This window comes from Burkholderia sp. ZZQ-2 (genome assembly GCF_050768715.1).
Classification (GTDB): Bacteria; Pseudomonadota; Gammaproteobacteria; order Burkholderiales; family Burkholderiaceae; genus Burkholderia; species Burkholderia cepacia.
The window spans coordinates 26,433-49,165 of sequence record NZ_LDVA01000183.1 but is presented as its reverse complement, the minus strand read 5'-3'; the positions used below and the strand labels follow the sequence as shown (position 1 = coordinate 49,165).

22 protein-coding genes are annotated in these 22,733 nt (G+C 67.6%); 14 read left to right on the top strand and 8 right to left on the bottom strand.

Annotated features, from left to right (window positions below):
• The first annotated feature begins 25 nt into the window (after window positions 1-25).
• Window positions 26-1,201 (top strand): M20 aminoacylase family protein, encoded by a 1,176-nt coding sequence (locus ABY44_RS12190; RefSeq protein WP_200056992.1) that lies wholly within the window; start codon window positions 26-28, stop codon window positions 1,199-1,201.
• A gap of 7 nt (window positions 1,202-1,208) precedes the next feature.
• Here the strand turns inward: ABY44_RS12190 and ABY44_RS12185 are convergent, their stop codons facing one another.
• Window positions 1,209-1,937, bottom strand: coding sequence for a GntR family transcriptional regulator (locus ABY44_RS12185; protein WP_059693180.1), 729 nt, complete (start codon window positions 1,935-1,937; stop codon window positions 1,209-1,211).
• Between the two features lie 172 nt (window positions 1,938-2,109).
• Between ABY44_RS12185 and ABY44_RS12180 the strand changes: the two genes are divergently transcribed.
• From ABY44_RS12180 to ABY44_RS12160, 5 genes are all read left to right on the top strand, one after another.
• Window positions 2,110-3,408 (top strand): MFS transporter, encoded by a 1,299-nt coding sequence (locus tag ABY44_RS12180; protein ID WP_059693178.1) that lies wholly within the window; start codon window positions 2,110-2,112, stop codon window positions 3,406-3,408.
• 51 nt (window positions 3,409-3,459) lie between these two features.
• On the top strand, window positions 3,460-4,188 hold the full coding sequence (locus tag ABY44_RS12175) for a maleate cis-trans isomerase family protein (protein WP_059693176.1): 729 nt from the start codon (window positions 3,460-3,462) through the stop codon (window positions 4,186-4,188).
• Between the two features lie 10 nt (window positions 4,189-4,198).
• Window positions 4,199-5,611 carry a dihydropyrimidinase gene (gene hydA, locus ABY44_RS12170; RefSeq protein WP_060174065.1) on the top strand — a complete coding sequence of 471 codons (1,413 nt, stop codon included), beginning with the start codon at window positions 4,199-4,201 and terminating at the stop codon, window positions 5,609-5,611.
• A gap of 58 nt (window positions 5,612-5,669) precedes the next feature.
• Complete coding sequence (locus tag ABY44_RS12165; protein ID WP_060174064.1) at window positions 5,670-6,866, top strand: serine hydrolase domain-containing protein; 1,197 nt, start codon at window positions 5,670-5,672, stop codon at window positions 6,864-6,866.
• A gap of 77 nt (window positions 6,867-6,943) precedes the next feature.
• Window positions 6,944-8,161 carry a serine hydrolase domain-containing protein gene (locus ABY44_RS12160; protein ID WP_060174121.1) on the top strand — a complete coding sequence of 406 codons (1,218 nt, stop codon included), beginning with the start codon at window positions 6,944-6,946 and terminating at the stop codon, window positions 8,159-8,161.
• A 132-nt stretch (window positions 8,162-8,293) separates the two neighbouring features.
• Here the strand turns inward: ABY44_RS12160 and ABY44_RS12155 are convergent, their stop codons facing one another.
• Window positions 8,294-9,652: an aspartate aminotransferase family protein gene (locus ABY44_RS12155; protein WP_060174063.1), complete on the bottom strand. Its 1,359-nt coding sequence runs from the start codon at window positions 9,650-9,652 to the stop codon at window positions 8,294-8,296.
• Window positions 9,653-10,064: 412 nt separating this feature from the next.
• Here ABY44_RS12155 and ABY44_RS12150 point away from each other — a divergent pair, with 412 nt between their 5' ends.
• A complete protein-coding gene (locus ABY44_RS12150; RefSeq protein WP_226230484.1) occupies window positions 10,065-10,679 on the top strand; it encodes a hypothetical protein in 615 nt (204 codons plus the stop codon).
• 215 nt (window positions 10,680-10,894) lie between these two features.
• Here ABY44_RS12150 and ABY44_RS12145 read toward each other — a convergent pair whose 3' ends face one another.
• The 3 genes from ABY44_RS12145 to ABY44_RS12135 form a co-directional block, all read right to left on the bottom strand.
• Entirely contained in the window at window positions 10,895-11,404 is a 510-nt protein-coding gene (locus ABY44_RS12145; protein ID WP_027790260.1) for a GNAT family N-acetyltransferase, read from the bottom strand.
• A gap of 148 nt (window positions 11,405-11,552) precedes the next feature.
• Window positions 11,553-12,161, bottom strand: coding sequence for a helix-turn-helix domain-containing protein (locus ABY44_RS12140; protein WP_060174062.1), 609 nt, complete (start codon window positions 12,159-12,161; stop codon window positions 11,553-11,555).
• Between the two features lie 212 nt (window positions 12,162-12,373).
• Window positions 12,374-13,018 carry a glycine zipper 2TM domain-containing protein gene (locus tag ABY44_RS12135; RefSeq protein WP_060174061.1) on the bottom strand — a complete coding sequence of 215 codons (645 nt, stop codon included), beginning with the start codon at window positions 13,016-13,018 and terminating at the stop codon, window positions 12,374-12,376.
• Window positions 13,019-13,557: 539 nt separating this feature from the next.
• Between ABY44_RS12135 and ABY44_RS12130 the strand changes: the two genes are divergently transcribed.
• The 3 genes from ABY44_RS12130 (at window position 13,558) to ABY44_RS12120 (ending at window position 16,567) form a co-directional block, all read left to right on the top strand.
• Window positions 13,558-14,757: an amidohydrolase family protein gene (locus tag ABY44_RS12130; RefSeq protein WP_060174060.1), complete on the top strand. Its 1,200-nt coding sequence runs from the start codon at window positions 13,558-13,560 to the stop codon at window positions 14,755-14,757.
• An 84-nt stretch (window positions 14,758-14,841) separates the two neighbouring features.
• Window positions 14,842-16,026, top strand: a complete 1,185-nt coding sequence (locus tag ABY44_RS12125; RefSeq protein ID WP_060174059.1) for an amidohydrolase family protein — start codon at window positions 14,842-14,844, stop codon at window positions 16,024-16,026.
• A gap of 67 nt (window positions 16,027-16,093) precedes the next feature.
• Window positions 16,094-16,567: a nuclear transport factor 2 family protein gene (locus ABY44_RS12120; RefSeq protein ID WP_060174058.1), complete on the top strand. Its 474-nt coding sequence runs from the start codon at window positions 16,094-16,096 to the stop codon at window positions 16,565-16,567.
• 98 nt (window positions 16,568-16,665) lie between these two features.
• On the opposite strand, the gene ABY44_RS12115 is transcribed toward ABY44_RS12120, so the two are convergent.
• Window positions 16,666-17,526, bottom strand: a complete 861-nt coding sequence (locus ABY44_RS12115) for a LysR family transcriptional regulator (RefSeq protein ID WP_027790266.1) — start codon at window positions 17,524-17,526, stop codon at window positions 16,666-16,668.
• Window positions 17,527-17,711: 185 nt separating this feature from the next.
• On the opposite strand from ABY44_RS12115, the gene ABY44_RS12110 reads away from it, so the two are divergent.
• From ABY44_RS12110 to ABY44_RS12100, 3 genes are all read left to right on the top strand, one after another.
• Window positions 17,712-18,371: an ankyrin repeat domain-containing protein gene (locus ABY44_RS12110; protein WP_155637979.1), complete on the top strand. Its 660-nt coding sequence runs from the start codon at window positions 17,712-17,714 to the stop codon at window positions 18,369-18,371.
• Between the two features lie 318 nt (window positions 18,372-18,689).
• Window positions 18,690-19,493: an ABC transporter substrate-binding protein gene (locus tag ABY44_RS12105; protein ID WP_060174057.1), complete on the top strand. Its 804-nt coding sequence runs from the start codon at window positions 18,690-18,692 to the stop codon at window positions 19,491-19,493.
• A gap of 39 nt (window positions 19,494-19,532) precedes the next feature.
• Entirely contained in the window at window positions 19,533-20,381 is an 849-nt protein-coding gene (locus ABY44_RS12100; RefSeq protein ID WP_060174056.1) for a phytanoyl-CoA dioxygenase family protein, read from the top strand.
• Window positions 20,382-20,467: 86 nt separating this feature from the next.
• Here ABY44_RS12100 and hutC read toward each other — a convergent pair whose 3' ends face one another.
• Window positions 20,468-21,205: a histidine utilization repressor gene (gene hutC / locus ABY44_RS12095; protein WP_048023760.1), complete on the bottom strand. Its 738-nt coding sequence runs from the start codon at window positions 21,203-21,205 to the stop codon at window positions 20,468-20,470.
• A 30-nt stretch (window positions 21,206-21,235) separates the two neighbouring features.
• Complete coding sequence (locus ABY44_RS12090; RefSeq protein ID WP_021158662.1) at window positions 21,236-21,778, bottom strand: helix-turn-helix domain-containing protein; 543 nt, start codon at window positions 21,776-21,778, stop codon at window positions 21,236-21,238.
• Between the two features lie 133 nt (window positions 21,779-21,911).
• Here ABY44_RS12090 and ABY44_RS12085 point away from each other — a divergent pair, with 133 nt between their 5' ends.
• Window positions 21,912-22,694, top strand: a complete 783-nt coding sequence (locus ABY44_RS12085) for an aldolase (RefSeq protein WP_048023762.1) — start codon at window positions 21,912-21,914, stop codon at window positions 22,692-22,694.
• The last annotated feature ends 39 nt before the right edge of the window (window positions 22,695-22,733 follow it).

Sequence of the window (22,733 nt, the reverse complement as noted above, 5' to 3'; positions counted from 1 at the left end):
GACTATGACCGACGAGGCAAACGCAATGGACGCAATCGACGAAAGCACGCTGCAGGGGCAACTGAAGACCTGGCGCCGCCACCTGCACCAGCATCCGGAGACGGGTTTCGAGGAAGTGAACACGTCGGACTACGTCGCGCGCATCCTGACGACACTCGGGCTCGACGTGCATCGCGGGATCGGCGGCACGGGGCTCGTCGCGAACCTGACGGCCGGCACCGGCAAGCGCGCGATCGGCATCCGCGCGGACATGGACGCGCTGAACATCGCCGAGCACGCGCCGGGCCGCGAACATGCGTCGCGCACGCCGGGCAAGATGCACGCGTGCGGGCACGACGGCCACATGTCGATGGTGCTCGGTGCGGCACGACTGCTGGCCGAGCGCAAGGATTTCGACGGGACCGTGCGTTTCATTTTCCAGCCGGCCGAGGAGCATGGCCGCGGCGCGAAGGCGATGATGGCCGACGGGCTGTTCGAGCGCTTCCCGGTCGACGCGATTTTCGGTGCGCACAACATGCCGGGCATGCGCGCGGGCACCTTCTCGACGCGCGCGGGCGGCATCATGGCGAGCGAGGACAACTTCGTGATCCGGATCGACGGGCGCGGCACGCATGCGGCGCGCCCGCACATGGGCATCGATCCGATCGTGATCGGCGCGCAGGTCGTGCTCGCGCTGCAGACGATCGTGTCGCGCAATCTCGATCCGGGTCAGCAGGCGGTGATCTCGTGCACGGAGTTCATCACCGACGGGCTGCGCAACGTGCTGCCGTCGACGGTGACGATCAAGGGCGACACGCGCAGCTATTCGCGCGACGTGCAGGCGCTGCTGGAAACGCGGATGCGCGAGATCAGCGAAGGGATCTGCCGCACGCACGGCGCGGCGTGCACGTTCGAGTACACGCACGAGTTCGCGCCGACGGTGAATTCGCCGGAGTGGGTCGACACGGCGGTGCGGGCCGCGGCGCAGGTCGCGGGCGCGGAGGCGGTGAATGCCGACGTGCAGCCGATGATGATCTCGGAGGATTTCGGCGCGTTCCTGCAGGCGGTGCCCGGCAATTTCGTGTTCATCGGCAACGGTGAAGCGGGTGGCCTCGGCGGCGTGCCGCTGCATAACGCGACGTACGACTTCAACGACGCGATCCTGCCGGTGGGCGCGCGGTATTTCGCGGAAGTGGCGCGGCGGGCGTTGCAGGCAGCCTAGCGGATCGTCAGCCGGCAGCCTTCACGCGCCCGGCCGAGCGCTGTTCCGGCGCGTCGGCCGTGCCCGTGCGATCGAGGATCGCGAGCACCTCGCGCGCGGTGTTTTCCGAATGGCTGCGCAATACCTGCGGCAGCACCGCATGGTCGGGGTCGGCGAGCGCGGCCATGATGTCCTCGTGCTCGTGCAGCGACTCGGCCCAGCGCAGCGTGTCCGTGTTCGCGGCGCCGCGTGCGCGATGCACCTTCGACATCAGCGACGCATAGATGCCCGACAGCACGGGGTTGCCGGCCGCGTCGACGATCATCTGATGAATCTGCTGGTTCAGCCGGAAATACTCGATGCGCTTGCCGGCTTCATGACACTCCACCATTTTCCGGTGCTTCGCCTGCAGCGCGGCGAGCGTCGCCGTGCCGATCCGCTTGCGCAGCAACTCGCCCGCCATCGCCTCGAGCCCGTGCAGCAGCTCGAACGTCGAGACCAGGTCGTCGAGGTCGATCGACGCGACGCGATAGCCGATGTACTGGCGATGCGTGACGGCGCCTTCCGCGACGAGCACCTTCAGCGCTTCGCGCAGCGGCGTTTTCGACACGTCGAACGCGAGGCTGAGTTCCTTTTCGTCGATCCGCGCGCCGGGCGGCAATTCGCCCTCGTCGATCATCACGCGCAGGCGCGCGGCGATCTCGGCGGCCATGCCGCGCGTGCGCAGAAGCAGGGGATTGCGGGGTGTCTGGCTCATGATGGTGCGAGCTTATCACGATATCGGGGCTTACCCTGCACCAACATCGTGATAAAAGAATCTCAATCAAACCAAGCGTTTACGCTAACGGTAATTATAAATTTCTAATCCTATACTCGGCTCCACGTTGCGCGACGTCCTGATCATCCTCGTCCACTCCTGGAGTCCGTCCATGTCTTCAACCTCCGGTGTCGCCGCCCTGACGGTCGGCAAATCCGCTGTTCGCTGGAAGATATTCGTCGTGATGCTGAGCCTCATCGCGATCAACTACGTCGATCGCGCATCGCTGTCCGTCGCCATGCCTTACATCTCGCAGGAGTTCAATATCGGGCCCGCGATGGAGGGTCTGATCCTCAGCTCGTTCTTCTGGACCTATGCCGTGATGCAGATCCCGGGCGGGATGCTGGCCGACCGGTTCAAGCCGCGTATCGTGATCGCGACGGCGACCGTGTTCTGGGGCTTCTTCCAGGCGATCGCCGCGTTGTGCACGAATGCACCGTCGCTGCTGCTCACGCGCCTCGGCCTCGGCGCGGCCGAAGCGCCGATCTACCCGGCCGGCGGCAAGCTCAACGCGATCTGGATGACGCAGACCGAGCGCGGCCGCGGCGCCACGCTGCTCGACGGCGGCGCGCCGCTCGGTGCGGCCCTGGGCGCGGTGCTGATCGCCGGGCTGATCGCGGTGCTCGGCTCGTGGCGGCTCGCGTTCGCGGTGGCCGGCATCGGCACCGTGCTGGCCGGGCTGCTCGCGTGGCACTACATCCGCAACTCGCCGCGCGAGCATGCGGGCGTCAACGACCTCGAAGCCGAATACATCGAGGCGTCGCATGCGAGCGATCTCGCGGCCGAGCCGGCCGGCGCGTCGGGCCGTTCGCGCGACTTCTTCAAGTACCGCTCGGTGTGGTGCATGTTCTTCGGCTGGATGTGCTTCAACAGCGTGTTCTACGGGCTGCTCACGTGGATGCCGAACTACCTGCACAAGGTGCACGGCTTCGACATCAAGCAGATGGGCGGCTCGACCTTCATCATCTTTTTCAGCGGCTTCGTCGGCGAACTGCTCGGCGGCTGGATCGCCGACAAGTGGAAGGCCGCGGGCGGCCGCCCGAACGTCGTGATGCGCACGCTGTTCGGCATCGCGGCGGTGATCGCCACCGTGTCGATCTTCTCGGTCGCGTATGTGAAGGACGCCGTCGTGTGTGTCGCGCTGCTGTCGTCGACGCTGTTCTTCCTTCGCTGGTGCGGGCTGTACTGGTGCATCCCGTCGTCGCTCGGCACGCGCAACAAGATCGGTTTCCTCGGCGGCCTGATGAACCTCGGCGGCAACATCGGCGGCATCACCGTGCCGATCGTCGTCGGCGCGATCGTGCAGTTCACCGGTTCCTATTTCCTTGCGCTGATGGTGTTCGCGGCGGCCGGCGTCGGCCTGCTCGTGTGCTCCAGCGCGATCGACTACGAAAACAAGCTCCCCGTCTGACCGACCCCTTTCACTGCATCGACTGCATTCACTGGTAGAGAGAAACCCGTCATGAAAAAACGTACCCTGCTCGGCATGCTCACCCCGTCCTCCAACACGTCGCTCGAACCGCTGACGAGCGCGATGGTCGCCGGCCTGCCGGGCGTGTCCGCGCACTTCGCGCGCTTTCCGGTCACCGAGATCTCGCTGACGGGCCAGGCGCTCGGCCAGTTCGACGACGACAAGATCATCCAGGCCGCGCTGCTGCTCGCCGACGCGAAGGTCGACGTGATCGCATGGAACGGCACGTCGTCGGGCTGGCTCGGCTTCGACGCCGACGAGCGGCTGTGCGAGCGCATCACCGCGGCGACCGGCATTCCGGCCACCACGTCGGTGCTCGCGCTCAACGAGATCCTGAAGAAGACGAACGCGCACGAGTTCGGCCTCGTCACGCCGTATCTCGACGACGTGCAGACGAAGATCGTCGACAACTATCGCCGTTCGGGGCTGAACTGCATCGCCGAGCGTCACCTGAACCTGAAGGTCAATTTCTCGTTCTCCGAAGTGACGGGCGACGAGATCGGCAACATGGTGCGCGAAGTCGCGGCGGCCGGCCCGCGCGCGATCTCGATCTTCTGCACGAACCTGAACGCCGCGCACCTGGTGCCGGCGCTCGAGGAGGAAACGGGCATCCCGATCTACGACACGATCTCGACCGTCGTGTGGAAGTCGCTGCAGCTTGCCGACTACGACACGCGGCAGGTGAAGGGCTGGGGCCGTCTCTTCAGCGAAGTGATCTGAGGCGGGCGCCATGTCGAACGATCTCGATTTCGTGATCCGGCACGCCGACGTCGTCACGGCGGCGGACCGGTTCTCGTGCGACATCGGCATCCGCGCGGGGCGCGTGGCCATGCTCGGTCACGGGCTGCCGCGCGCGCCGCGCGAGCTCGATGCGAGCGGCATGCTCGTGATGCCGGGCGGCGTCGATGCGCACTGCCATCTCGACCAGCCGATGCCCGACGGGCTGCGGATGGCCGACGATTTCCTGTCCGGCACGCGCTCGGCGCTGTGCGGCGGCACGACGACCGTGATCCCGTTCGCCGCGCAGGCGAAGGGGCAGTCGCTGCAGGCGGCCGTCGACGACTATCACCGGCGTGCCGAAGGGCGTGCGCTGGTCGACTACGGCTTTCACCTGATCGTCGCCGATCCGACGCCGCACGTGCTGGCGGAAGAATTGCCGCGGCTGATCGCGAACGGCTACACGTCGTTCAAGGTGTACATGACCTACGACGACCTGAAGCTGAACGACCGCCAGATGCTCGACGTGCTGTCGGTCGCGCGCGAGCACGGCGCGCTCGTGATGGTGCATGCGGAGAATTCGGACTGCATCGGCTGGCTCACCGAGCGGCTGCTCGGCGACGGCCACGTCGCACCGCGTTTCCATGCGCATGCGCGGCCGGCCGTGGTCGAGCGCGAAGCGACGCATCGTGCGATCGCGTTCGCGGAACTCGTCGACGTGCCGATCCTGATCGTGCACGTGTCGGGCGCGGAGGCGATCGAGCAGATCCGCTGGGGGCAGTCGCGCGGGCTGCCGATTCTCGCCGAAACGTGCCCGCAATACCTGTATCTGACGGCCGCCGATCTCGGCCATGACGATCACGGTTATGAAGGCGCAAAGTGCGTATGCAGCCCGCCGCCGCGCGATCCGGCGAACCAGCAGGCCGTGTGGAAGGCGCTGAAGCAGGGCGTATTCTCGGTGTTCTCGTCCGACCATGCGCCGTTCAGCTACGACGATCCGTGCGGCAAGCATCCGGGCGGGCAGGCCGTTTCGTTCGACCATATCCCGAACGGGATTCCGGGGCTCGAGACGCGGCTGCCGCTGCTGTTCGACGGCGTGCGTCACGGGCGGCTGTCGCTGCACCAGTTCGTCGAGCTCACGTCGCTGCGCCCCGCGAAGCTGTACGGGCTGTATCCGCGCAAGGGGACGATCGCGGTCGGCGCCGATGCGGACATCGTCGTGTGGGATCCGGACAAGCGCGTGCGGATCGCGAATGCGTCGCTGCATCATGCGGTCGACTACACGCCCTACGAAGGGATCGAGGTGACGGGCTGGCCGCGTCATTGCCTGTCGCGCGGCGAGCTGCTCGTCGAGGATGGCCGCCTGCTCGCGGCCGAGCCGGGGCGCGGGCAGTTCGTGCCGGCCGGCAAGCCGTGCCTCGATTGACGTCCATCGATGTGAGCGCCCGTTCCACGCGGCGGGCGCGGTTTCAGCAGGAGCAAGGATGAGTATTTCCAACGCAATGCGTGGCATCGCGGCCGCAGCGATCGTCGCCGGTTCATGCGGCGGGCCGGCGCTGGCCGCCGGCGGCGCGCCGCAGGACATGCCGAGCGTCGTACCCGAATCGGCCGGCGTCGATTCGGCGCCGCTCGTGCGGCTGTCCGAATGGCTGCGCCGCGACAGGATGACCGTGCGCAGCCTCGTCGTCGTGAAGGACGGCAAGATCGTGTTCGAGCGCTACGGCGACGGCCTCACGCGCGATCACAACTACGAGCTGTATTCGGTGACGAAGACGATCACCGCGCTGCTCGCCGGCATCCTCGACGGCGAGGGCAAGCTCGGCCCGTCGACGAAGGTCACGCCGCTGATCGCGGCTGCGCGGCCCGATCTCGCGAGCGAACTCGCGGACAAGCGGGACATCGAGCTGCGCCACCTGATGTCGATGTCGAGCGGGCTGCGCTACACGACGCGCGAAGGCACCGATCCGCTGTACTACGAAGCGCCCGACCGGCTGAAAGTCGCGGTGACGAGCCGCGCGGCGCGGCCGCCCGGCACGCAGTTCGACTACATCGACGTGAACCCGGTGCTGGTCGGCACGGCCGTGTCGATCGCCGCGCGCGAGCGCGAGGACGCGTTCGCGCGTTCGCGGCTGTTCGAGCCGCTCGGCTTCGCGCACTACCGCTGGAGTGGCGCCGACGGTACCGGCGCGGTGGCGGGCGGCTGGGGACTGCGGCTGCGTGCGGTCGACATGGCCAAGATCGGCATGCTGCTGCTCGACAACGGCCGCTGGAACGGCAAGCAGATCGTGCCGGCAGGCTGGATCCGGCAGATGACGACGCCGTCGCCGGCCGCGGCCGATTACGGCTACTACTGCTGGATCAGTCACGTCGTCGAACACGGCACGCCGGAATTCGGCGCGATGGGCTTCAAGGGGCAGTTCATCACGGTGCTGCCCGCGCAGCGCGCGGTCGTTGTCATGACGAGCCTGCTGCCGACCGACGGCGGCTTGCGCGACGCAGCCTACCTGAACCTGTATCGACGGATGGTGAACGACTACATCCTGCCCGCGCTGACGCCGGCGCAGCCGCCGGTCGAGCGCGCGGAAACGACGCAGGCGCTACGCGACGAGCTGGCGCGCAGCCGCGAGACGAAGGGCGTGCCCGGCACGGCCGCCGCATTCAACGATGCGCCGGAGATTTGATAAAGATGACGAACATGATCGCCAATCCGGATGCATGGCCCGATTCGCGGCGGCCCGCATCGCGTGCCGCGCCTTTCATGCGCCGGCTGCTCGCGCGGCTTGCGACGCTGCTGATCGGCAGCGGTGCGCTCGCGCCGGTGCCGACGCTGGCGGCAGCGCATGCGGCCGATGCACTGCCGCCACTGCATGAAACCGGTATCGAAGCCGCTGCGCCGGAGGACGCCGGCGTCGATTCGCGCAAGCTCGTCGAGCTGTCGCGCTGGATCCGCGAGCAGAAGCTCGACGTCTACAGCCTGCTCGTCGTGAAGGACGGCAAGCTGATCTTCGAGCGCTACGGTGCGAACGCGTCGCGCGATTCGACCTACGAGCTGTACTCGGTGACGAAGGCCGTGACGTCGCTCGTCGCGGGCATCCTGGTCGATCAGGGCGCCGTGCATCTTGACGAGCCGGTGGCCGCGCGGCTCGCCGCGTGGCGCCCCGACCTCGGCGGCGCGCTCGCGGACAAGCGAGGCATCGAGCTGAAGCACGTGCTGTCGATGTCGAGCGGACTGCATTACGACTTCAGCCCGAAGGACGATCCGATCTACTACACCGCGCCCGACCGGCTGAAGCTTGCTGTCTCGGCCGCGCCGAAGGTCGCGCCCGGCACGCAGTTCGACTACACCGACGTGAACCCGATCCTCGCGTCGGCGATGTTGAGCGCGGCGGCCGGCGAACCCGTCGAGCGCTATGCGCAGGCGCGTCTGTTCGCCCCGCTCGACATGAAGCGCGCGACATGGGAGCGCGCGGATCGCACGGGGCTCGTGTCGGCCGGCTGGGGGCTGCGGCTGCGCGCGGTCGACATGGCGAAGATCGGCATGCTCGTGCTCGACGGTGGGCGCTGGCAGGGGCGGCAGGTGGTGCCGCAGGCGTGGATCGCGCAGATGACGTCGCCGCGTGTGTCGGCGCATTTCGGCTACTACTGGTGGATCAACAACATCGTCGAAAGCGAGCCCGAATTCGACGCGATGGGCTTCAAGGGGCAATTCATCACGGTGCTGCCGAAGCGCAACACGGTGATCGTGATGACGGGCGTGCTGCCGATTGACGGTGGCCTGCGCGATGCGGAGAACGTGAAGCTGTTCCGCCGGATGGTGAACGGCTACATCCTGCCGGCGCTCGATGGCGGGCGGGCGTCGGGGCCGGGCCCGGGCGGCGCCGATACGCGTGCGGCGCTGCGCGACGAGCTTGAAGTGAGTGCGCGCTCCGCAGGCGTGCCCGGCACGCAGGTCGATCCGACGGATCTGCCGAAGTAGCCACGGCGATACGCGTGAGGCGCAGCGTGTGGAACCGGAAGCGAGTGCGCGCGCCGACTGATCTGCGGAAGTCGCGCCGGGCGTGCGTCCGGCCGCGCTGCTGCGGGCGGGCCGGACGGGCGATGCATCACATCACGCCAGTTCGCCCAGGCACGCGTCGAATTGCGTGACGAGCCGGTCGACATCGTCGGCCGTCGTTTGCGGACATACGAGCATCATGTTGTGGAACGGCGTGATCAGCACGCCGCGATTCAGCAGGTACAGGTGCACGATGTGCTCGAGTTCGCTGTCGAGCTGCGCGCCCGCGATCGTGCCGTTGCGCGGCGGCACGGGTGCGAACTGGAACTCGGTGCGCGCGCCGATACGCGTCACGCACCACGGCAGCCCGTGTTTCGCGATCGCCTGTTCGAGCCCCGTCGCCAGCCGCGCGGCGAGTTCGAACATGTGTGCATACGCGGCGTCGGTCGCGACTTCGGCGAGCGTCGCACGCATCGCATGCATCGCGAGCATGTTCGCGGTGAGCGTCGTGCCGATGCCCGAATGGCCGGGCGGCGCGTTCAGCTTCGCCTGCTTCGCGCGTTCCGCGAATTCGGCGCTGAACCCGTACACCGCGCACGGCACGCCGCCCGCGATCGGCTTGCCGACCACCAGCATGTCCGCGTCGAGATCATGCGCGACCGCGTAGCCGCCCGGGCCGCTGCTGATCGTGTGCGTCTCGTCGATCACGAGCAGCGTGCCGTAGCGGCGCGTCAGCTCGCGCGCGGCCGCCCAGAAGCCCGGGTCAGGCAGCACCATCCCGATGTTCGTCATCGCGGGCTCGGCCAGCACGCATGCCACGTCGCCCTCCTTCAATGCGGCTTCGAGCGCGGCCAGGTCGTTGAATTCGACGACGCGCGTGTTGGCGAGCAGGTCGTAGGATTGCCCGAGCAGGCTGTCGCGCTGCACCGGGCGGCCGTCGACGAGATCGACGAATACGTCGTCGACCGTGCCGTGATAGCAGCCGTTGAACACGACGATCGTGTTGCGGCCGGTGGCCGCGCGCGCCCAGCGCAGCACGAAGCGGTTCGCGTCGCTGGCGCTCAGCGCAAATTGCCAGACCGGCAGCTTGAAGCGGCGCGCGAGTTCGCGCGACACCCATGCGGCGTCCTCGCTCGGCAGCATCGTCGTGTAACCGCGCGTCGCCTGTTCGACGAGCGCACGCGCGACGGGTTCGGGCGCATGGCCGAACATCGCGCCCGTATCACCGAGGCAGAAATCCACGTAGCGATGGCCGTCGACGTCGGTGAACGTCGCGCCGCGCGCCTCCTTCACATACAGCGAGAACGGCGTCGACCAGTCCTGCATCCAGTGCAACGGCACGCCGAACAGCAAGTGCTCGGACGCTTCCGCGGACAGGGCGCGGGAGACCGGCATGGCTTCGGTGAACGCTTGGCGCTCGCGATCGAACAGCGCGCGGGCGCGGATGAGGTCGACTCCGTGGCGGGAAGGCAAAGGCAGCTCCTGGGCTGTGAAGAAGGAGAAACGATAGCGCGGCCGGCAGGGGGCTGAACAGAGGCGGAATTACCGAGGCGGGTTGGGGGCGGGCGGAAATTGGTGCGATCGACTCCCGTGTCCTATTTGATTCCGAGATGGCATTGGTGAATGGAATCCTGAAAGAACCGTGCAGGTTTCCATGGATTTTTAGTGGACGTTCCGTGACCTATCGTTATTGCATGCCGTGACGAGAGGAGCGCGTCGGAGCCTGCCGGTAAAGGCTGGCGATCGTATCCTGGCGGCGTACGAGATGGCATCCGCCGACTCGGCGCGTTCGCGTATGCGGCTGGGTATATCGAATTCCACGGGGATATTGCCGGCTAATTTTGGGATAAATGAATCCCGGATTTTCCTGCGATGACGGAATCAGGTGCCCGAACGACAACCATCCGGAAAACGGAGCACTTCAATGAAGATCGGAACACATCTCACCGCACTCGTCGCATGCGGCGCATTGGCCGGCATTGCCCACGCCGGCCCGACGTCGCCGCAAGCCGTCGTCAAGCGGATCACGTTGACCGCGCACATTGGCGACAGCCTGTTCGTTTCGAGGCCGGACAACGCCGCATACGACGTGGTCGAACTGACCGCGACGGATCGCGACCAGCGGGCCCTCGGCGCAACGCTGCCGATCCGCGTACGGACGACGAATCCAGACATCAACGTCACATTGCTGCAGCCGCTAAGGCTGTCGAATGGCCGCGACGACCTGACCAACGCGAAGGTCGTGCTGGCGGGCAGCGCGGCCGACGCCGAAATTACTGTCGACGCCGCTCGCGTGCTCACGCTGGGAAAGCGTGGGCACGACGGCTTCGACGGTTATGACGAAACCCGTCAGGTGAAGGTCAGCGCGCAAGCGCGGGCTGCCGGCGACGCGGCGCCAGCCAATGGACGTTACCGTGGCGACATGGTGCTGATCTTCGAGCCGGCCGCCTCCGCAGGGCGCGAGCCGGCGACGGGAACGATCGCGGCGACGGGTGAGTGAGCAATCGACCCGGTGGGCATCGCTTGGCGCGCGTTTTTCAATAAAAGTTTTTGCGCATAAATATTCACAACATCTCGTCGGGGAGGCGCCGCCAGTAGTCGGCGCCGACGAACGAGACGATTGCCGGGCAGGCATGCCGGCATGCGCATGGGCGAGAGGGGGCGAGCGTTTGCGTCCGGGCGCGGCCGGCAAACGCGATCGCCAGACCGGACGCGTCAAGCCAGCGTCTTGATCATGTGGTGTTCGTCGTAGAACCGCCCGTCGACGAACAGCGAGCGCGGTTCCGTGCCGAACCGGACGAACCCTTGCGAGGCGTACAACCGCTCCGCGTTGGCGTTGACCTCGTTCACGCACAGCATCAGTTGCTTGCAGCCCCACGCCTGCGCCGCATGCGCGGTCGCGTTTTCGAGCAGTGTCTGCGCGATGCCCTGCCCGCGATACGCGGGATCGACGAACACGCCCCAGATCGTCGCCTTGTGCGCGATCTTCGCGCGCGCATCGCGGCGCACGCCGGTGATGCCGACGAGCGTATCGCCGTCGAATGCGCCGAACACGGCACGTTCGTGGGTCGGCGTGATGCGTATCGCGAATTCGTCGACCGGCACCTGCGATTCTTCGTCGGGCGTCGGCAGGAAAGAAGTGGGCGCGGTGTCGACCGCACGCAGGCGAACGGTCTGGAAACGGGCGGCGTCGGCCGCGTCGAGCAGGCGAGTCGTGATCGTCATCGAGGGGATTCCGGTTGAGGGTCGTGCATGCCGGCGCGGGCCGATATGGCCGATATGGCCGCGGGATGCATCGTACTGATCCTAACGGGAATCCGGATTGCGCGTGTCGGCGTTCGGCGCACCGCTCGCCGTGGCCGCGCCGTTGCGTTCAGATCGCGTCGCGCGGCCGCCGCGCGTCGCCGTCGACACAGCACGCGAGCACCTCGGCATCGGTGTCGCCGAGGCTCAGGTACACGTGCCCGACAGCGCTGTCGAAGTACAGGCTGTCGCCGGCGCCGAGCCGGTACGCGTGGCCGTTCTCGAAGCGCAGCTCCAGCTCGCCGCTCAGCACGAACACGAACTCCTCGCCGCTGTGCCGGATGTAGTCGGCGAAGTCCGACAGCTTGCGCGCATGGATCCGCCCGCGCACGGGCACCATCCGCTTGCCGGTCAAGTCGTTCGCGAGCATCCCGTACGCATGGTTCGGCGTGTCGTAGACCATCTGCTGGCCGGCCGGCGTGAACGACGGCGTCATCGCGCCGGCGGGCGCGGGCCGGCCGAACATCGTGTCGAAGTCGAGCGCGAGCGCATGCGTGAGCGCCGCGAACTTGTCGTAGGTGAGTGCAATGTCGCCGCGCTCGGCCTTCGAAATCGTCAACACCGCGATACCGGAACGCTCGGACAGTTGCGCGAGCGTCAGGCCGCGTGACTTGCGCGCGTCGCGCAGCCGCGCGGTCGACGCGCGTCGGGCTCGGCATCGAGCGGGTGTGATGGCCAGGCGCGGGAGCGCGGGCGTTGATGCGGGTGAGCGATCGCGCGACGGGGGCGTTGAGGGCGACGGTGTCGCGGCAATGTCGGCGGCGCATCATGTGCGCCGCGCCGGGACGAAGGATAAGGATGGGGTGAAGCAGGTACGCCGTCGCGCCGAACCGGCCCCGACGTCAAACGCGCGAAGATGCGCCCGATCAGGTCAGGCGCACCGCGTCCGAATCAATACCGCGCCAGCTGGTTGCCGTTGATCTGCACGCGATCGCCCGGCCGGAGGTTGCCCGGCGATTGCACGTCGAACGAGCGCATCGTGCCGTCGCTGACCTGCACGTCGATCCGGTAGCTGCTCGGGCCTTGCGCGGCGCCCATCTGCTGGCCGATCTGGTTGCCGGCCACCGCGCCGCCGAGCGCACCGATCACGGTCGCCGCATCGCGGCCATGGCCGCGGCCGAACTGGTTGCCCACCAGGCCGCCGACCAGCGCACCGACGACGGTGCCGGCCACGCCCGACGGGCCGACCGAACCGTTGACCGGCTGGATGTTCGAGACCGTGCCGTACTGCGTGCCGTAGCCGTTGCCGTATTGCTGCTGATTGCCGTACTGGTCATACGGCTGCGACCCGTATTGCTGCTGGTTGCCGTACTGATCGTACGGTTGCGGCGCCTGGTTCGGATACGGCTGTTGCTGCTGCACGTAGCCCGGTTGCGAATACGCGGGCTGCGCGTAGCCGGGCGTCGCGTATTGCTGTTGCTGATACCCCGGCTGCGCGCCGTAGTAACCCGGCGCGACGCAGGCGGTCAGCGGAAGCGCCGCGACGGCGACGAGCGAGGCGAACAGAACGGTCTTCGTGGAAGGCATGCGCATCATGATGATTCCTGCATCGGCAACGGGTTCGCGGACGAATTCCAGGACGGGTGGCGAACTCGGCGTGAGTATAAGGAATGGCAGGTGGCGCGTCCGGTGCGGCCGGGTAACAACGTGTAAAGTCTGTTGCCGCGTAAATCGCCGCCCGGGCGGGGCGATCGCGCAATGCCCGGCGAGGGCGGCGGCGCCCGTTCGGCAACTGCGATCACGCGGATAGACAGCGATCCGGCGGCTTATCCTGCGAGGCAGTCGGCCTCTCGATGCCGGCGCGCGAAACTTCGGCTTCGGCGACGTCACCCGACGCGCCATCGGCATGCGGGCCGTCGCCGACGAGATCGGACCCCGCAGCCGCACGTGGCTGGCACGGCCTTTGCGCCGCGCATCGCGAAATCGAATGCGCGGCATCGCGACATTTAATTGGCCTCGGCCGGTGCTGTCCGATATCGTGGCCGGACTCCCTGCCAACGGTTGCGCCGTGCCGGCTGCGGTTCCTTCCCCTGTCCGCGCCGGTGACGTGCCGCGCCGGCCCCACATTCCGAGCCATGACCGATCGTATCTTCATCAACGCCGTCGACGCCGGCGGCCAGCCCGTCAACCTCGTCGTCCGTGACGGCCGCTTTACCGCGATCGGTGCCGATCATGCGGCCGCGCCCGGCGCGGAAACGATCGACCTCGACGGCCGCGTCGTGCTGCCCGGTTTCGTCGATGGCCACATCCACCTCGACAAGAGCTTCGTCGGCGATCGCTGGGTGCCGCACGAAACGGTCGGCACGCTGCGCGAGCGGCTCGCGGTCGAGAAGCGCCAGCTCGCGGCCGCGCCGCCGATCGTCGAGCGCGCGAATGCGCTGATCGCGCAGGCCGCCGCGTTCGGCACGGTCGCGATGCGCAGCCACGTCGACGTCGATGCGACGACGGGCCTGTCGAACCTGCAGGCCGTGATGGCCGCGCGCGAGCAATGGCGCGGCATCGTCGATATCGAACTCGTCGCGTTCCCGCAGGCCGGCGTCGTCACGTGCCCCGGCACCGCGGAGATCCTCGACGCAGCGGTGCGCGAAGGCGCGGACGTGGTCGGCGGGATCGACCCGACGACACTCGACGGCGACGCGGACGGCCAGCTCGACATCGTGTTCGGCATCGCCGAGAAGCGCGGCGCGAAGATCGACATCCACCTGCACGAGCCGGGCGAGACGGGCATCGCGCAACTGCTGCGGATCGCGGCGCGCACGCGCGCGGCGGGGCTCGGCGGGCGCGTGAACGTGAGCCATGCATACGCGCTCGGCCAGGTGAGCGACGACGACGTGCGGCGCACCGCGGCGGCACTGGCCGAAGCCGGCGTGTCGATCCTGACGAATGCGCCGGGCGACTGCGAGTTTCCGCCGGTACAGCCGCTGCGCGACGCGGGCGTGCACGTGTTCGCGGGCAACGACAACATCCGCGACGCATGGTGGCCGTACGGCAACGGCGACATGCTGCAGCGCGCGATGATGGTCGGCTATCGGTCTGGCTTCTACACCGACGAGGCGCTCGGCATCGCGCTGGACATGACGACGCATGCCGGCGCGCGCGTGATCGGCAAGGAGAACTATGGAATCGCTGTCGGCTGCGACGCGACGTTCGTCGCGGTGCGTGCGCCGAATGCGGCGGCGGCCGTCGCGGGCGTGCCGGCCGAGCGCTGGGTATTCCGCCGCGGCGAAAGCGACACGGGCGCGCCGTTCGCCCCTGCGCTGCGCTTCACGCGCTGACCGACCCGGCCGGCGGCACGGCACGCGCCGTGTTCCGATGCACCGACTGTACCGACCGCACTGACTGACCACACCGGAACCGACATGACGAACCTGCTGATCCGCAACGTCCGCCCGAGCGCCGACGCCGCGCTCGACATCCTGATCGAAGGCGATCGCATCGCGCGCATCGGCCCGTCGCTCGACGCGCCCGCCGGCTGCGCGATCGAGGACGGCGCGGGGGCGCTCGCGCTGCCCGGCCTCGTCGAAGGCCACACGCACCTCGACAAGACGCACTGGGGGATGCCGTGGTATCGCAACGAGGTCGGCCCGCGCCTCGTCGACCGGATCGAGAACGAGCGCCACTATCGCGCGACGAGCGGCCACGACGCCGGCGTCGCGTCGCTCGCGCTGGCGCGCGCATTCCTCGCGGCCGGCACGACGCGTATCCGCACCCACGTCGATATCGATACCGAAGCCGGGCTGCGGCATCTGCACGGCGTGCTCGCGACGCGCGAGACGCTGCGCGGGCAGGTTGAAATCCAGATCGTCGCGTTTCCTCAATCGGGCGTGCTCAAGCGGCCCGGCACCGACGCACTGCTGTCCGACGCGCTCGCCGCCGGCGCCGATCTGCTCGGCGGGCTCGACCCGTGCGCGATCGAAGGCGATCCGGTCGAGGCGGTGGACGTGCTGTTCGCGATCGCCGAACGCCACGGCCGCGGGCTCGACCTCCACCTGCACGAGCGCGGCTCGATGGGCGCGTATTCGCTCGACCTGATCCTGCAGCGCACGGCGACGCACGGCATGCAGGGCAAGGTGACGATCAGCCACGGGTTCTGTCTGGGCGATATCGCCGAACGCGAGCGCGATGCGCTGCTTGCCCGGATGGCGGAACTCGGCGTCGGGCTCGTCACGACCGCGCCGGCGGCGGTGCCCGTACCGCCGGTGGCCGCGTGCCGTGCGGCGGGCGTGACGGTCATCGGCGGCAACGACGGCGTGCGCGATACGTGGACGCCGTACGGGTCGCCCGACATGCTCGAACGCGCGATGCTGATCGGCATGCGCAACGATTTCCGCCGCGACGACGCGCTCGAGGTCGCGCTCGACTGCGTGACGCACGGCGCGGCGCGCGGTTGCGGCTTCGACGGTTACGGGCTGCAGCCGGGCAGCCGCGCGGACGTCGTGCTGGTCGACGCGCTGACGTTCGCCGAGGCCGTCGTCGCACGGCCGGTGCGGCGGCTCGTCGTGTCGTCGGGGAAGATCGTGGCGCGTAACGGCGCGCTGGTCTGAGCAAAACCCGGGTGAAGCATCGCCCCGGTATGATCCGGTTTTCAGCCGGATTTCCCGGGAGAAGACGATGCGACGTACGACCGCGGCACGGGCCGCACGATGGATGGCGGCGGCCCTGTTCGCCGCGAGCGCCGCGCATGCGGTTGCGGCCGGGCCAACGGACGCGCAGCAGGAAGCGAACCGGCGCACGGTGCTCGCATTCTATGAAAAAGGCCTGAACGAGAAGGATGCCGACGCCGCACTCGCGTATGTCGGCGATCGTTACGTGCAGCACAACCCGAACGCGGCCGACGGCCGCGACGGCTTCCGCCAATTCGTCGCGTTCCTGCGCGACAGGTATCCGCGGTCGCACAGCGAGATCAAGCGCTCGTTCGTCGACGGCGACTACGTGATCCTGCACGTGCACGCGGTGCGCGAACCCGGCACGCGCGGCAGCGCGATCATGGACATCTTCCGGCTCGAGAACGGCAAGATCGTCGAGCACTGGGACGTCAATCAACCCGTGCCCGAGCAGGCCGCGAACGGGAACACGATGTTCTGACGGGGATCGGGCGCGCGATCGCGTCGCATCGGCCGTGCCGGCGGTGTCGCGGCGTTCGTTCGCTTGCTTGCTTGCCGCATCCGGCGTTTTCTTTCCTACTACTCCTCGTGCTCCAGCATGGCCGCGAGCGCCTTCGTCAGTTCGCTGACCATCGGGTCGGCCGTCGGCCGATGCAGGATCGCGATGTCCATGTGTTCGATCGGCGCGAAACCCTGCTTCGCGGTCAGCACGACGTGCTCGTCCGTCACCACGCGCGCGGGCAGCACGCTGATGCCGAGCCCGTCGGCGACGGCGGCCTGGATGCCGCTCAGGCTCGACGTCGTGAAGCTGATCCGCCAGCGGCGGCCGCGCTCCTCGATCGCCTTGATCATGTCGTCGCGATAGAGCCCGCGCGGCGGAAACACGACGATCGGCACCGGGTCGAGATCGATCGACGGATGCGCGGCGCTGTCGATCCAGCGCAGCTTCTCGGGCCAGCGCACGACGGCCTCGCGGCTGTCGCGGCGCTGCTTGATCAGTACGAGGTCGAGTTCGCCGCGGTCGTATGCGGCGCTGATGTCGCGGCTCAGCCCGCACATCACCTCGAGCTTCACCTGCGGATGCTCGCGCTTGAACGCGGCGAGCGCATGCGTCGTGCGGCCCGCCGCGAAATCGTCGGGCACGCCGAGCCGGATCGTCAGCGCGACCGTCGCACCCGACAGCGCTTCCAGCATCTCGTCGTTCAACGCGAGCATGCGCCGCGCATAGCTGAGCACCGTCACGCCCGCGTCGGTCGGCCGCACGTCGCGCGTGCCGCGGTCGAGCAGGCGATGCCCGGCGATTTCCTCGAGCCGGCGCACCTTCTGGCTGACCGTCGACTGCGTCGAGTGCAGGCGCGCGGACGCCGTCGTGAAGCTGCCGCAGTCGGCGACCATCACGAGCGCGCGCAGCAGGTCGATGTCGAACAGGGGTCTATTCATTTCTGCACTTCTGTGGATTCGAACATTTCGTTTTCAAATGCATGCGACGACTTTTAACATGGCCGGATGCCGTGGGCAATCGCGGTTTCGCCGGACCCGGCGCGGCGTCGGGTGGTGTCGCGGGGGCGCCTGACGGAACGCATCGACCGGGCATCGGCGTGCGCCGCACCCAAGGAGGACACCGGATGTTTTGCAAACGGATCGCGATCATCGGCTCGTTTGCGTTGACCACGCTCACGTCGGCCGTGGCCGCCGCCGACGGCGGCGCGCTCGAGGGCCGGTTGCGCAGCGCGGCCGACCGTGGCGACGCGGGCGAAGTGCGCACGCTGCTCGAACGCGGCGCGCCGATCGATTCGCGCGACGGGCAGGGCCGCACGGCGCTGCTGCTCGCGACGCACGGCAATCACGTCGAGGCGGCGCGCGTGCTGATCGACGCGGGTGCGGACGTCAACGCGAAGGATGCGATACAGGACAGCCCGTATCTGTACGCCGGTGCGCGCGGCCATCTCGACATCCTGCGGATGACGCTTGCGCACGGCGCCGACCTGAGCAGCACGAACCGGTATCGCGGCACCGCGCTGATTCCGGCAGCGGAGCGCGGCCATGTGGAGACGGTGCACACGCTGATCGACGCGGGCGTGAACGTCGACCACGTGAACCGGCTCGGCTGGACCGCACTGCTGGAGGCGATCATGCTCGGCGATGGCAGCGAGCGTTATGTGCGGATCGTGCAACTGCTCGTCGACGGGCACGCGAACGTCGATCTCGCGGATTCGAACGGCGAGACGCCGCTGCGGCATGCGCGGCGGCGCGGGTATGCGGCGATCGAGCGGGTGCCTGTATAGACATCGTTATTTCACGGAAATCCGGAAAAACGCGCCCTGTGGCGGGCGCGTGTCTCGTAGGGTAAACACCCGAAAATCTCGTAAATCCACGCTATGCGCGTGTGTTTAGGGCGTCATTTCCGGCCTCTCGCAGTCTCCCGACCTTAATCCGCGCATTCTGCCTTCCCCCCGCTTGCGCTCGAAATTTGAGCGGTCTAGACTGCATCGCAGTTCCATCGAAGTCCCAGTCTTTCGCGCACCGCGCCGGGCGTTCCGGCGCAACGCCACCCACCGGACGCCGGCGCTTGCGCGCCGCGTCGAGACCATCAAGGACACGCCATGAACCGCACTGCAAGGCTTCTCGTTACCGCGCTGACGTTCGCGCCGCTCGTGTCGTTCGCGCAGGACACGTCGACGATCCGCTGGGGCATCGATCCCACGTATCCGCCGTTCGAGGCGAAGCAGCCCGACGGCTCGCTCGCCGGCTTCGACATCGACCTGCGCAATGCGATCTGCGAGCAGCTGCGTGCAAAGTGCGTCTGGGTCGAGCAGGGCTTCGACGGGATGATTCCGGCGCTGCGCGCGCGCAAGTTCGACGTGATCATGTCCGCGATGACGGCCACCGACGAGCGGCTCAAGCAGATCGACTTCTCGAACAAGCTGTATGCGTCGCCGGGCGCGCTCGTCGCGCCGGTCGGCTCGAAGCTGCTGCCGACCGCCGCGTCGCTCGCGGGCAAGCGCGTCGGGATCGACCAGGGCACGACGCAGGAGGCGTACGCGAAGGCCGAATGGGCGACCAGGGGCGTGACGATCGTCTCGTACCAGAACCAGGACCAGGTGTACCAGGATCTCGTCAACGGCCGCCTCGACGCGACCTTCCAGGACAAGACGCAGGCCGGCTATTCGTTCCTGAAGACGCCGCGCGGCAAGGGCTATGCGTTCGCGGGCCCCGACGTAACCGACGTGCGGATCACCGGCTACGGCGTCGCGATGGGCGTGCGCAAGGGCGACGACGCGATGAAGAAGCGGCTGAACGACGCGATCGTCGCGATCCGCGCGAACGGTACGTACCAGAAGATCGCCGCGAAATATTTCGACTTCGACATCTACGGTGCGAAGCAGCAGCTGACTTCGGCACCGTGATTCGGTGATTCCGTGATTCATTCAATCGACAGGCACACCATGACGAGTATCGAGGATCGCGTCGCGCAAGCCGTGACGCCCGAACTGATCGCCGCGTTCCGCGAGGAAGGTGCGGTCTGCATCAAGGGCATCTTCTCGCCCGACGAAGTCGCCGCGCTGCGCGCCGGCATCGACGCGAATCTCGCGCAGCCGAGCCCGCGCGCGAAAGTCGCGAGCCGGCCCGACGATCCGGGCTGGTTCTTCGAGGATTTCTGCAACTGGCAGCAAAACGACGCGTATCGCGACTTCATCGTGCGCTCGCCGGCGCCGTCGGTGGCCGCCGCGCTGATGGGCACGGAGAACGTGCGGCTCCATCACGACCACCTGCTCGTGAAGGAGCCCGGCACGCGGCAGCGCACGCCGTGGCATCAGGACCAGCCGTACTACAACATCGAGGGCGACGACAACGTCAGCATGTGGATTCCGGTCGATCCGGTGCCGCTCGAATCGACGCTGGAGTTCGTCGCGGGCTCGCATCGCGGGCCGTGGCTGATGCCGCGCACGTTCATGGACAAGGAAGCGAAGTGGTTTCCGGAAGGCAGCCTCGCGGACCTGCCCGACATCGAAGGCGACCGCGCGGCCTTCCCGATCCGCCATTGGGCGCTCGAGCCCGGCGACATGGTGTGCTTCCGGATGCTCACGCTGCACGCGTCGGGCGGTACGCAGAACCGTCGGCGCGCGTTCTCGATCCGCTTCGTCGGCGACGATATCCGTCACGCGCCGCGCCGCTGGAAGACGTCGCCCGATTTTCCCGGGCTCGCGGAGCAACTGCCCGACGGCGCGCCGCTCGATCACCCGCTGTTTCCGGTCGTGTGGTCGCGTGGCGCGGGGCAGGCCGGCGCGCTCTGACGCCGGCGGGCGTGAAGGACGCGGCGGCCGTTTCCCGACGAAACGGCCGCCGCGCGCATTTGTGCGTGCCGGTGCGTGACGAAGGATCAGGTCGGGTGGCGCCCGGCGCCCGGCTTGAAGCGCGAGCCGAGCCGGTAGCGGTTGCCCGGATGCAGGAAGTGCACGAACGTGACGGGCAGCCCGTTCGTCCAGGTGCGGCGCGTGAGCGTGAGGCACGGCTCGTCGGCGCGCATGTCGAGCAGCCGCGCCTGTTCGCCGGTCGGCAGCGATGCATCGACTACGTGCTCGATTTCCAGTTCGTAGTGCGACACGTTGTTGTACAGGTACTCGGACGGCGGTTCGACCTGGAAATCCTGGTCGATGAAACCGGGCGCGGCGGCCGGGTTCACGTAGCGATCCTCGAGCTGGATCGGGCGGCCGTTTTCCTCGTGCACGCACACCACGTGAAAAACCGGCGTATTGACCGGCAGGCCGAACGCGGCTGCGACGTCGAACGACGCGGGCTCGCTCGACTGGCTCAGCACGCGGCAGCGGTATTCGTGCCCGCGCGCGCGGATTTCGTCGCGGATGTGCGCGATCATCAGCAGGTTCGACTGCGGCTTCACCTCGGCGACGAACGTGCCGACGCCCGCGATGCGTTTCAGCACGCCTTCCTCGGTCAGCTCGCGCAGCGCGCGGTTGACCGTCATGCGCGCGACGCCGAACTGCGCGGCGAGATCGAGCTCGGACGGAATGCGGTCGCCGGGGCGCCAGTCGCCCGAGTCGACGTTCTGGCGAACGAGCGTCTTGATCTGCTGGAACGGTGCGGTGGCCTTCGTGACCATCGGGGATCCTTGCGCGAAGAGGTGGCGAGGCTAGTCGTCGTGACTGACGATGACCAGGATCTCCGCCTGCGCGGCGCCGAGGCTGCGCGTGCGGTGCGGGATGAGTGCGTTGAAATAGACTGAATCGCCGGTCTTGAGTTGCACCGTTTCGTTCGGGAATTCGATTTCGACGCGCCCCTTGTGCACGAACAGGAATTCCTCGCCTTCGTGCTCGCGGAACGTCGATGCGACGAATTCGTGCGGCGGATGCACGACGAACGGCAGCATCTTCTTCGGCGCGACGCCGGCCGCGATGCTCTCGAAGCGGTGCGCGTGGCTGTCGGCCGCCGCGCCCATCGCCGTGCGCTCGCCGGCGCGCGTGACCGTGATCAGCTCGCGGTTGCGGCTTTCCGAGAACAACTGTTCGACATCGACATTCAGTGCCTTCGACAGCTTCAGCGCGACCGCGATCGACGGCACGCTCAGGCCGCGCTCGACTTTCGACAGGTAGCTCTTGGTGAGGCCCGTCTCGTCGGCCAGCACGTCGAGCGTCCAGCCCTTCTGTTTTCTGAGCAGCTTCAGGCGAATCGTCATGGGGCGCCAGGTGTCCTTCGAAAAACCGATTGTAACGCATGACACAAAGTGTCCTGTGGTGTATCGTGTGTCACGTGTTCCCGGGAAAGCGGCGCGAACGGCGTGACCGACCCGGCCCATTCAGGAGGTGAACATGGCGGAAACGCTGAATCTGACGAAGGAGGCGCTGGTCGCACTGGCGGAGCGGCGTCTCGACAACGAGGTGGGCGACAGCGGCTGGTCTGCGCGGCAGAAGCTCGCGCTCACGTGCCGGATCCTGTTCGACGCCGGCCACGATTCCGGCCTGGCCGGGCAGATCACCTGCCGCGCGGGCGACGCCGGCACGTACTACACGCAGCGGCTCGGGCTCGGTTTCGACGAGATCTCGGCCGCGAACCTGCTGCGCGTGAACGAGGATCTCGACGTCGTCGACGGCGAAGGCATCCCGAATCCGGCCAACCGGTTCCATACATGGATCTATCGCGAGCGCCCGGACGTGAACTGCATCATCCATACGCATCCGGCGCATGTCGCGGCGCTGTCGATGCTCGAGCAGCCGCTCGTCGTGTCGCACATGGATACCTGCCCGCTGTACGACGATTGCGCGTTCCTGAAGGACTGGCCCGGCGTGCCGGTCGGCAACGAGGAGGGCGAGATCATCTCGAAGGCGCTCGGCAGCAAGCGCGCGATCCTGCTGTCGCATCACGGCCAGCTCGTGGTCGGCAAGACGATCGAGGAAGCATGCATCCTCGCGCTGCTGATCGAACGGGCCGCGAAGCTGCAATTGCTCGCGATGGCGGCCGGCGAGATCAGGCCGGTGCCGCCGGCGCTGGCGCGCGAAGCGCACGACTGGATTTCGAAGCCGAAGCGCGATGCGGTGACTTTCGACTACTACGCGCGCAGGGCATTGCGCACGCATCGGGACTGCGTCGCGTGAGCGGGCGATTCGCCGCTGCCGTGTCCGACCATCACTGAG

Coding starts and splice junctions, on each gene's coding strand:
- hydA (WP_060174065.1), top strand. CDS start 4,199: ATGTCGAACGATCTCGATTTCGTGATCCGGCACGCCGACGTCGTCACG.
- ABY44_RS12110 (WP_155637979.1), top strand. CDS start 17,712: ATGTTTTGCAAACGGATCGCGATCATCGGCTCGTTTGCGTTGACCACG.
- hutC (WP_048023760.1), bottom strand. CDS start 21,205: ATGGTCACGAAGGCCACCGCACCGTTCCAGCAGATCAAGACGCTCGTT.
- ABY44_RS12085 (WP_048023762.1), top strand. CDS start 21,912: ATGGCGGAAACGCTGAATCTGACGAAGGAGGCGCTGGTCGCACTGGCG.
- ABY44_RS12120 (WP_060174058.1), top strand. CDS start 16,094: ATGCGACGTACGACCGCGGCACGGGCCGCACGATGGATGGCGGCGGCC.
- ABY44_RS12125 (WP_060174059.1), top strand. CDS start 14,842: ATGACGAACCTGCTGATCCGCAACGTCCGCCCGAGCGCCGACGCCGCG.
- ABY44_RS12145 (WP_027790260.1), bottom strand. CDS start 11,404: ATGACGATCACGACTCGCCTGCTCGACGCGGCCGACGCCGCCCGTTTC.
- ABY44_RS12135 (WP_060174061.1), bottom strand. CDS start 13,018: ATGATGCGCATGCCTTCCACGAAGACCGTTCTGTTCGCCTCGCTCGTC.
- ABY44_RS12115 (WP_027790266.1), bottom strand. CDS start 17,526: ATGAATAGACCCCTGTTCGACATCGACCTGCTGCGCGCGCTCGTGATG.
- ABY44_RS12100 (WP_060174056.1), top strand. CDS start 19,533: ATGACGAGTATCGAGGATCGCGTCGCGCAAGCCGTGACGCCCGAACTG.
- ABY44_RS12190 (WP_200056992.1), top strand. CDS start 26: ATGGACGCAATCGACGAAAGCACGCTGCAGGGGCAACTGAAGACCTGG.
- ABY44_RS12090 (WP_021158662.1), bottom strand. CDS start 21,778: ATGACGATTCGCCTGAAGCTGCTCAGAAAACAGAAGGGCTGGACGCTC.
- ABY44_RS12130 (WP_060174060.1), top strand. CDS start 13,558: ATGACCGATCGTATCTTCATCAACGCCGTCGACGCCGGCGGCCAGCCC.
- ABY44_RS12160 (WP_060174121.1), top strand. CDS start 6,944: ATGCGCCGGCTGCTCGCGCGGCTTGCGACGCTGCTGATCGGCAGCGGT.
- ABY44_RS12185 (WP_059693180.1), bottom strand. CDS start 1,937: ATGAGCCAGACACCCCGCAATCCCCTGCTTCTGCGCACGCGCGGCATG.
- ABY44_RS12175 (WP_059693176.1), top strand. CDS start 3,460: ATGAAAAAACGTACCCTGCTCGGCATGCTCACCCCGTCCTCCAACACG.
- ABY44_RS12180 (WP_059693178.1), top strand. CDS start 2,110: ATGTCTTCAACCTCCGGTGTCGCCGCCCTGACGGTCGGCAAATCCGCT.
- ABY44_RS12165 (WP_060174064.1), top strand. CDS start 5,670: ATGAGTATTTCCAACGCAATGCGTGGCATCGCGGCCGCAGCGATCGTC.
- ABY44_RS12105 (WP_060174057.1), top strand. CDS start 18,690: ATGAACCGCACTGCAAGGCTTCTCGTTACCGCGCTGACGTTCGCGCCG.